The sequence below is a fragment of the Gelidibacter sp. genome, assembly GCF_035577925.1.
GTDB lineage: Bacteria > Bacteroidota > Bacteroidia > Flavobacteriales > Flavobacteriaceae > Gelidibacter.
Genome location: NZ_DATJCY010000395.1, coordinates 1 through 9107, shown reverse-complemented (window position 1 = coordinate 9107; position 9107 = coordinate 1). Strand labels below are relative to the sequence as shown.

10 protein-coding genes are annotated in these 9107 nt (G+C 39.6%); 3 read left to right on the top strand and 7 right to left on the bottom strand.

Annotated elements, in window-relative coordinates; translation table 11 throughout:
• Positions 1-170 precede the first annotated feature (170 nt).
• The 3 genes from VNJ50_RS14870 to VNJ50_RS14860 all read left to right on the top strand — a co-directional run bounded on the left by VNJ50_RS14870 (position 171) and on the right by VNJ50_RS14860 (position 2271).
• Positions 171-1472 (top strand): DEAD/DEAH box helicase, encoded by a 1302-nt coding sequence (locus VNJ50_RS14870; RefSeq protein ID WP_325583079.1) that lies wholly within the window; start codon positions 171-173, stop codon positions 1470-1472.
• 106 nt (positions 1473-1578) lie between these two features.
• Positions 1579-1797 carry a DUF6500 family protein gene (locus VNJ50_RS14865; RefSeq protein WP_325583078.1) on the top strand — a complete coding sequence of 73 codons (219 nt, stop codon included), beginning with the start codon at positions 1579-1581 and terminating at the stop codon, positions 1795-1797.
• Positions 1798-2049: 252 nt separating this feature from the next.
• Positions 2050-2271 (top strand): VF530 family protein, encoded by a 222-nt coding sequence (locus VNJ50_RS14860; RefSeq protein ID WP_325583077.1) that lies wholly within the window; start codon positions 2050-2052, stop codon positions 2269-2271.
• Between the two features lie 114 nt (positions 2272-2385).
• On the opposite strand, the gene VNJ50_RS14855 is transcribed toward VNJ50_RS14860, so the two are convergent.
• The 7 genes from VNJ50_RS14855 to VNJ50_RS14825 all read right to left on the bottom strand — a co-directional run.
• Positions 2386-3048 (bottom strand): hypothetical protein, encoded by a 663-nt coding sequence (locus VNJ50_RS14855; RefSeq protein WP_325583076.1) that lies wholly within the window; start codon positions 3046-3048, stop codon positions 2386-2388.
• Positions 3049-3050: 2 nt separating this feature from the next.
• Positions 3051-4571 carry a bifunctional GNAT family N-acetyltransferase/carbon-nitrogen hydrolase family protein gene (locus VNJ50_RS14850; RefSeq protein WP_325583080.1) on the bottom strand — a complete coding sequence of 507 codons (1521 nt, stop codon included), beginning with the start codon at positions 4569-4571 and terminating at the stop codon, positions 3051-3053.
• Between the two features lie 59 nt (positions 4572-4630).
• Positions 4631-5083, bottom strand: a complete 453-nt coding sequence (locus VNJ50_RS14845; RefSeq protein WP_325583075.1) for a tRNA (cytidine(34)-2'-O)-methyltransferase — start codon at positions 5081-5083, stop codon at positions 4631-4633.
• A 327-nt stretch (positions 5084-5410) separates the two neighbouring features.
• Positions 5411-6193 (bottom strand): DUF4382 domain-containing protein, encoded by a 783-nt coding sequence (locus VNJ50_RS14840; RefSeq protein ID WP_325583074.1) that lies wholly within the window; start codon positions 6191-6193, stop codon positions 5411-5413.
• A gap of 282 nt (positions 6194-6475) precedes the next feature.
• Positions 6476-7249, bottom strand: coding sequence for a tryptophan synthase subunit alpha (gene trpA / locus VNJ50_RS14835; protein WP_325583073.1), 774 nt, complete (start codon positions 7247-7249; stop codon positions 6476-6478).
• Between the two features lie 111 nt (positions 7250-7360).
• Positions 7361-8542 (bottom strand): tryptophan synthase subunit beta, encoded by a 1182-nt coding sequence (gene trpB / locus VNJ50_RS14830; protein WP_325583072.1) that lies wholly within the window; start codon positions 8540-8542, stop codon positions 7361-7363.
• A 37-nt stretch (positions 8543-8579) separates the two neighbouring features.
• Positions 8580-9107 (bottom strand): phosphoribosylanthranilate isomerase (locus VNJ50_RS14825; RefSeq protein ID WP_325583071.1); only part of this gene is annotated, 528 nt, incomplete at its 5' end.

The window sequence follows — 9107 nt, the reverse complement described above, 5'->3', positions numbered from 1 at the left end:
GCTAATTACACGAATTTTTCTCTGCGTCCCTGTGCTTCTGCAAGAGATACACACGGAGTGTTTTACATTTTTTGTATCACATGGTGCTGTTGCTATTAATTTAACTGTACCTTTGCAAAAATTAAAGGGAGTGACCTAACGTACTAGTGTTTGCTTCGTAAACACAATATATGTCATTTAACTCATTAGGATTATCTGATGCTTTACTCAAAGCCATCAGCGAACAAGGCTATACAACGCCATCACCAATTCAACAAAAAGCCATTCCGTTAGTATTAGAAGGTAAAGATGTTTTAGCATCGGCACAAACGGGTACCGGAAAAACGGCAGGTTTTACATTGCCTTTACTGCAACTATTATCGGAAGGAAAGCCCTTGCGCCACCGTCCCGTACGGGCTTTGGTACTAACACCAACCCGCGAATTGGCAGCACAAGTGTATGAAAACGTGAGGCAGTACAGTATGTATTTAGATATAAGAAGCACCGTTATTTTTGGCGGTGTCAACCAGAATCCACAAGTGGTGACACTGCGCAATGGCGTGGATGTGTTGATTGCCACACCGGGACGTTTACTGGATTTGCATAACCAACGCTTACTGTCGCTTGCCAATGTCGAGATTTTGGTATTGGATGAAGCCGACCGTATGTTGGATATGGGCTTTTTGCGCGATATCAAAAAAATTATGGCCATTATACCAACCAAACGCCAGAACCTTTTATTTTCGGCAACGTTTTCAAAGGATATTAAGGCGCTGGCCAATGATATCCTTAACCATCCGGTACTGGTAGAGGCTACACCCGAGAATACGACGGTAGAGGCTATTGACCAACAGGTATATCGTGTAGCCAAAGGTTTAAAGGCGGATTTGCTGGTCAAATTAATTTCAGATGGCAATTGGCAACAGGTTTTGGTCTTTACGCGAACCAAGCATGGTGCTAACAAATTGGCACAGAAATTCATCGGCAACCAAATCAGTGCTATGGCCATTCATGGTAACAAAAGCCAGGGTGCCAGAACCAAAGCGCTGGACGGTTTTAAAAAGGGTACGATAAGAGTATTGGTGGCTACGGATATTGCAGCCCGTGGATTGGATATTCCCCTGTTGCCCCACGTGGTCAACTTTGAATTACCTAATGTCGCTGAAGATTATGTGCACCGTATTGGACGTACCGGAAGAGCAGGGGCAAGCGGATTAGCAATTTCATTGGTGAGTGCCGATGAAACTTCTTATCTTCGTGATATCGAGAAGTTGATTAAGGAACGTATTCCTGTAGAGATTATTGAAGGTTTTGAACCCGACCCTAATGCCTCCACTGAGCCTATTAAACAAGGTCAAGGACGAAGTGGCAGACCAAATAATCGATCGGGCAATAAACCAAGTGGCAAACCAGGCAGTAAGCCAAAAACAAAACGACCAAATACGAATGATCAATCTACGGGTAGGTCTGATAGGAACAGACGACGGAATTGATCGGGGTAGTTATTGGTGGAAATTGAAATCGAAGTTGAAATTGAAATCGAAGTTGAAATCGAAGTTGAATTCCGATAGCTAAGAAATCAGAAACCATAAACAAGAAATGGCCATTAGAGAAGTTTTAAAGAATAAAATGATTACGGTATGTGAAGCAAAGATTGCCGCAAAAGGGCCTCAAGTTGGGTTGTCTTTTTATGCTTTTTTTGCCAATAAAAATGATGACCCTGAATTGTTAATGGAAGCTGCCACTTGGTGGATTATGACGCATAAGTTGGATCATTTTGAAAAGGCAGTGAAGATTTTGGCATTGGTGAAGGCTTAAATGCAGATATGTTGATCCCGATAGCTATCAGGAGCAGTTGAAGTTTTTAGAATAAAGAATGTTGAATAACGAATTACGAATGATGAAGTTTTTAACCGACAACCGACAACCGACAACCGACAACAGAACCTAGACAATAGTAGGCGTATGACGGTTGACCTAAAACTGAAAACTAAAAATGGACAAAACCGTCTTACGTCTTAGATCATTTCGTCTTATGTCAAACTATAAACCACAAACCATTTAAACAAAATGCAACCTAATAACCCTTTACATGGTATAACACTTGAACAGATCATCAATGAATTGGTGGCGCATTATGGCTGGGAATATATGGGCACAATGATTAAAATAAAGTGTTTTAACGAAGACCCATCGGTCAAGTCCAGCTTAAAGTTTTTAAGACGAACGCCTTGGGCACGCACTAAAGTAGAGCAGATGTATTTGAATATGTTGCGTAAGCGGCGGAAATAATCTGTCTGTTGTTGGTGTTTCAGTTTTCTAGTTTAAAGTTCAAGGTTTGAAGTTTTCAGTTGTCTGGCGCCTAATTTCTATATTTAATTGTCTAGTTTCTATTTTTTAGGATTCTCAATCTTCTTCATCACTCTCAAATACCACAATTTCTGCATCAAACTCGGCATCTTTAAATTCATCCCTACTGATCCAATATTCTGAGGTGGTCATAAGATAAGACTGATTGCCCGTGGGTTTTAGTTCCCAAACAATGGCTTCGGCAGCATCAAAAGCTTCTTTTCCTGCGAGTTGGTCAGCATACAACCGTTTGATGATATTGTTGTGGGCCAAGGTTTTATCAAGGACTTTTAAAACTATTTCCTTGGTAATATTTTGATTTGGCGTAATTTCAAATTCGATAACCGTTGCTTTAGTATTTGGAAATGTGCCGTTGTAGGCTTTATGTAGTAATTGATTGATATTGAAAAGCTGATGGTGCAATGAAATATCGCTGTACTCTTCGGAGATTTTATCATTGAGCATATCGTGCGACATCTGATCGATTTGGTTAGGATTCAAATGCTCTGATAATTTATAATCTAGTAAAATAGCTGCTGCTTCATGGCCCTCAAAGTCTGAAATGGCCATAAAGAGGAGTTCTTCCAGTTCTTCAGGTTTAGAGTTTTCTGCACCTGGGAATCCAAACTGATCCAAAAGTTCAATATAATCAGTTGAAGTCCATGCGTCTTTAAATTCTTCAACATTTTTAACGCTGTTGATCACGATATGATAGTTCATAATTATTTCTTTTTAAGTTCAAAAATATCTTTTCGGCGGTCTTTTAAATTCCTCACACTTCCAAATTGGTTCAACTCTCTTAAAAGGTCGATATCGACATCCGCAATGAGGATCATTTCGGTATTTGGCGTAGCTTCAGCCTTGATGCCATTGGTTGGGAATGCAAAGTCGCAAGGCGTAAACACCATAGATTGTGCGTATTGGATGTCCATGTTTTCAACATTTGGCAAGTTGCCCACACTGCCGGCGATGGCTACATAGCATTCATTTTCGATGGCTCTGGCCTGTGCGCAATGGCGCACGCGTGAGAATCCGTTTTGTGTATCGGTCAAAAACGGCACAAATAGAATATCCATACCTTCATCGGCCATAATACGGCTGAGCTCTGGGAACTCTACATCATAGCAAATAAGTACACCGATTCTGCCACAGTCGGTATCAAAAGTTTTAAGTTGACTCCCACCAACCATGCCCCATACTTTGGCTTCGTCTGGGGTAATGTGTAGTTTTTCGAAGCGCTCGGTCGTGCCATCACGTCGGCACAAATAGCCCACGTTGTACAGTTTGTTATCGACTATTTCGGGCATACTTCCTGTGATGATATTGATATTGTAAGAAATGGCCAGTTTTGAAAATCGTTGTACCATATCGTCAGAGTGCTTCGCCAATTCGCGAATCGCTTCTGCAGTAGATAAATGATTGTTTCCTGCCATTAAGGGGGCATTAAAAAACTCAGGGAACAACGCAAAGTCACTACGGTATCCAGAAACCGAATCGATAAAAAACTCAGCGTGCTGCATCATTTCATCGATATTTTTATACAATCGCATTTGCCATTGTACCAGACCCAAACGCACAACTTTTTTGATGGTCGTTGGTTCTTTGGACTCTTTTTCATAATAGATATTTCGCCATTCCATGAGCACGGCATAATCTTTTGAAGAAGTGTCACCTTCCAGATAGTTTTTTAAAATTCGGGTAGGGTGGAAGTCATTAGAAATCTGAAAGTTGAATACAGGGTCATGGATTTCTTTGCTTCGCACCTTGGCAATATATTCTTTAGGCGATAAAGTATCGGCATATTTGTGATAGTTAGGCATTCGGCCACCAAAGGCCATTCCTTTTAAGTTGAGGCGCTCGCAGAGTTCCTTACGATAATCATAAAGACGGCGACCCAATCGAAGCCCCCTGAATTTGGGCTTGATGAACACATCAATGCCATACAGCACATCGCCATCATCGGTATGCGTGCTGAAGGTATAATCTCCGGTGATATCTTTATAGGTGTGGTTGGCATCAAATTTATTATAATCTACTATGATGCTTAGGGCGCAACCTGCTATTTGCCCGTTGATCTTTATGACCACTTGCCCTTCAGGGAATTTATCAATCAGTTTTTTGATTTGGTTTTCGCGCCAGAACAAATCGGGCATAGTGATGTAAGAAGCGATCATGGCCTCTTTTAATTCCTGATAATCCTCTAAACTTAAGTATGTGAGTTCAATGTTTTCTATATCTTCCATAATATGCTTCAATAAAAGTTGTGCTGTTGTGTGGGTAATCAATAGATTGTTTTTCGGTGTTATCTTAAGGCCCTGATGCCTTCATAAGTTACAATGGCCACGGCGTTGGCAAGGTTGAGACTCCGAACATGGGAGTTGAACAGTGGGATTTTATACAACTCGTTGTTAGGGTTGTCAATGATCTCTTTTGAAAGTCCTACAGATTCTTTTCCGAAGATTAAAAACAATTCGTCTTCAAACGGGATGTCCCAATAGTCCTTGTGGCCATGGCTTGATAAAAACACCATGTTTTTATCTTGATGTTGTTCAAAAAAAGAAGCTGTGTCATCGTAAATTGTAATATCTACATGCGGCCAATAATCCAATCCCGATCGTTTAAGGCGTGCATCAGTAATTTCGAACCCAAAGGGTTTAACCAAATGTAAACGTGCGCCTGAGGCTAATGCCAACCTGCCAATATTGCCTGTGTTATTAGGAATTTCTGGTTCAATCAATACAATGTTTAAGGGCATATGTGCTATTTTTAAATAATAAAACCTATTGCTTAAAGGTAAGAATAGGTTTTATTTTGAAATAGGTTAAATGGATTTATTTTTGACGCTTTTAGGTCTCGATGTTGTTTTAAGATGCAATTAAATTACTGATTAATCTCTTCGATTTAAGGAAATGATAAGATACTAAAAATAACGGTAAAGTGTATTAAAGTTATCTTAAAAAAATGGAAGAGATAGTGTGGATTTTTTTATGCTTTTATTAGTTATCTCAGTTCGGATGCTGTTTTTGGGACAAACAATTTGTGGAAAAGACATAAGTTAATTTTAAAAAATCCGCACTCATTATCACTGTAAACTAATTTGGCCTAAAGAGGTCACCTTGCCTTTAACTACGGCTACGTTATTTATAATTAACGGAGGAATTTCCAAAGCTACATCCGTTTGGACGGTTACCATATAAACTCCATCAGGCACACCGCTAAGTAAAAAATCGCCTTCCAAGTTGGTATAAGAGGCTATTTCCAAATCCCCATCTGTCGCAGTAACCATTGCCGATATGCCTTTAGGTACTATTTTACCAGAAATGGCACCGCTTTCGGCAGTTGTGATGGCTCTAATTACAGGTTTTAGACTATACTCTCCATTTCCTTGTGATACAATGGATTTATCGACATTAAAATCGAGAATAAAATCATATAAAATACCGGCCTCTAGACGCTGTTTGACTTTAATTTTTAAACCTGACTGTTGCGCACTTGGAGTAGATAGAGGCAAGGTTTGCCCATCGATCACGACGGTGTTTTTATCACCTAAAATCAACCTTATTTGGCTAATATCCCCAGCAGGAACTTCATTGTCAAATAGAAGAACATTCACGCCTGCTGTTAACTCTAAAAGGTTGTATATACCACCCTCAATCCCTAGTACCCTGTCTCCTTGGTTGCCATTGTATTTTATCTCAACATCTTTAACATCTATAAAGACGGCATCATAATTTCCAGGTGCATCTGTAAGTCTTAAGGCTAGCTTAGCATTGCCCTCCATGTTTTTAGGACCATCATCATTGCTACAAGCTGCTAATCCAATTATTGCGAAAACACTGAAGATTAATCTTTTCGCAAGCATCATTTTTTTTGATTTCATAATCAATTATTTTAAAAATTACTATTGATAGAATTAAAACGTGCAGATGTTCCCAATATTATATTTCAATTTCGTCATCTCATCGAAAATTTTTGGTCTATTCTTCTCTTTTTAGAATATTTTCACTCTGTTTTAGCAATTTTTTTGGACCTAATTAAGCCTTCTAATTTGTTTTGATAAGCTTTGAAGAATGAGTTTTTTGTCAATAGAGTTATCTTGGTGCCATTCCTAAAATGCTCCACAGTTGCAAGTCGATTTTAATTGATTTTATGGATTCAGGATTCTTTGGATAAAATCACTTGTTTTTCCAATACCTTGATTGGTGAGATGTTTAATAAAAGCACTCCCAATAATAGCGCCTTTGGCATATTGAGTAGCTTGATTGAACGTTTTATGATCTGAAATTCCAAAACCAATAATCGGTGGGTTTTTAAGGTTCATGTTGGCAATACGTTTAAAATAATCCGTTTGTTCATTGCCAAATCCGGAGCTGCTTCCTGTAACGCTGGCACTACTGACCATGTAAATAAAACCGTTGGAAATGGAATCGATAAACCGAATACGTTCATCTCTGGTTTGGGGGGTTATTAAAAACACGTTGATGATGCCATATTTTTCAAATAAGGTTTTGTACTGATCGTTATAGACATCAACAGGCAAATCGGGGATAATGAGTCCGTCAATTCCTACTTCTGCACATTTTTCGCAAAAAGCTTCCACGCCGTATTGTAAGATGGGATTAAAATAGCCCATTATAACTAAAGGAATACGGACTGTTTTTCTAATGTCTTTAAGCTGGTCAAAAAGCACTTCTGTAGTCATTCCGTTTTTAAGGGCCTGTGTGGAACTGGCCTGAATGGTTGGGCCGTCGGCCAAAGGATCACTAAACGGCAGTCCGATTTCAATCATGCCAACACCATTTTTTTCCAGATCTTGGATGATGGTTGCCGTGTCGTTGAGGTTGGGATAGCCTGCGGTAAAGTATATGGAGAGCAATTTGTCGTTGCTGTTTTCCTGTAGTTTTTTGTTGATTCTGTTCATGTTTACTTCCCACGAAGGTGGGAATCTCTTTTTTAGTTAAACTTTATTCCTGCGAAGGCAAGAATCTCATCTTATTAATTGTTATTTCAAACCTCAAAGGTTTTGTCTATTTTAAAGCCCAAAGTGTCTAATATACGTTTCCAAATCCTTATCGCCACGACCTGAAAGACTGACCACAACAATGTCATTGGGTTTAAATTTTTTGTGATCAAAAACAGCTAAGGCATGCGAGCTTTCAATAGCGGGAATAATGCCTTCCAGTTTGCAAAGTGCCATACCGGCATTCATGGCATCATCATCAGTAATGGCTATAAACTCCGCACGACCGGTTTTGTAAAGATGGGCATGCATAGGTCCAACACCTGGATAATCTAATCCTGCCGAAATACTGTATGGCTCCGTAATCTGTCCGTCAGGGGTTTGCATCAATAAGGTTTTACTGCCATGGATGATACCTACTTTTCCAAGGACTGATGTGGCGGCACTTTCACCTGAGTGCACACCTTTTCCTGCAGCTTCGGCCGCAATAAGTTGGACGTTGGTATTGTCTAAAAAATGATAAAAAGCACCAGCAGCATTACTGCCACCACCCACACATGCCACCACATAATTGGGTTGGGAAGTGTCTTCTTTTTCTTGAAGTTGTGATTGGATTTCTTCGGAAACCACGGCCTGAAAACGCGCCACCATATCTGGATAAGGATGTGGACCCACCACGCTGCCAATAATATAATGAGTATCTACAGGATTGTTAATCCAATCGCGGATAGCTTCATTGGTGGCATCTTTTAAAGTACGACTGCCAGAAAGTGCAGGAACAACTTTTGCGCCCAACATTTTCATTCTGGCAACGTTGGGAGCTTGGCGGGCAATGTCAATTTCGCCCATATAGACGATGCATTCCATTCCCATGAGTGCGCAAACGGTTGCTGTTGCCACACCGTGTTGTCCAGCACCGGTTTCGGCAATAATGCGATGTTTGCCCAAACGTTTGGCCATCAAAATCTGACCGATAGTATTGTTTATTTTGTGTGCGCCAGTATGGTTAAGGTCTTCGCGCTTTAAGTAAATCTTGGTATTGTACTTTTCGCTCAATCGCTTGGCGAAATAGAGTGGCGAAGGACGGCCTACATAATCCTTAAGTAAGGCGTTGAATTCTTCTTGGAATTCTGGTTCGGCCATAACTTTGAGATAGTTTTGGCGTAATTCTTCCACATTGGGATAGAGCATTTCTGGAATGTATGCCCCTCCAAATTCGCCATAATAACCTTTGTTGTTGATGTTGTATGTCATAATCTTTATTCCTGCTTTGCGGGAATCTCATATTTTATTAGTTTAATTTATTTTTAAATACTGCTAATTGCTCCGAATCCTTAAATCCTGCTTCTACTTCAAACTTACTGTTTACGTCAATCGCATGACAATATTGGGATTCTGGTCTTTTTAGGAATGAGTTGATGTTTTCAATTTCTTCCAAACCAATGCCGCCACTTAAAAAATAGGGTTTGGTCGAGGGATAATTTTGTAATACTTCCCAGTTAAAAGTGTAGCCATTACCTCCTGGGAGTTTTCCTTTGGTATCAAACAAAAAATAATCGCACACCGATTCGTAGGGCTGTAATTCGTCAAAATTGAAATGGTCTTTAATGGAAAATACTTTGATAATTCCTGCGTAAGCAGGAATCTCAGAGTTTTCATCTGTTTTTATAAGATATTTTTTTAGTTTTTCACAAAACTCAGGCGTTTCCTCGCCATGTAATTGGATCAGATCTAAACTGTACTTTTCTATTTTATCAATAATATCTTCAAGTGGTGCATTTACAAAAACACCCACTTTTTTGATGTTGTCGGACAATTT

Coding starts and splice junctions, on each gene's coding strand:
- VNJ50_RS14870 (WP_325583079.1), top strand. CDS start 171: ATGTCATTTAACTCATTAGGATTATCTGATGCTTTACTCAAAGCCATC.
- VNJ50_RS14865 (WP_325583078.1), top strand. CDS start 1,579: ATGGCCATTAGAGAAGTTTTAAAGAATAAAATGATTACGGTATGTGAA.
- VNJ50_RS14860 (WP_325583077.1), top strand. CDS start 2,050: ATGCAACCTAATAACCCTTTACATGGTATAACACTTGAACAGATCATC.
- VNJ50_RS14855 (WP_325583076.1), bottom strand. CDS start 3,048: ATGAACTATCATATCGTGATCAACAGCGTTAAAAATGTTGAAGAATTT.
- VNJ50_RS14850 (WP_325583080.1), bottom strand. CDS start 4,571: ATGGAAGATATAGAAAACATTGAACTCACATACTTAAGTTTAGAGGAT.
- VNJ50_RS14845 (WP_325583075.1), bottom strand. CDS start 5,083: ATGCCCTTAAACATTGTATTGATTGAACCAGAAATTCCTAATAACACA.
- VNJ50_RS14840 (WP_325583074.1), bottom strand. CDS start 6,193: ATGATGCTTGCGAAAAGATTAATCTTCAGTGTTTTCGCAATAATTGGA.
- trpA (WP_325583073.1), bottom strand. CDS start 7,249: ATGAACAGAATCAACAAAAAACTACAGGAAAACAGCAACGACAAATTG.
- trpB (WP_325583072.1), bottom strand. CDS start 8,542: ATGACATACAACATCAACAACAAAGGTTATTATGGCGAATTTGGAGGG.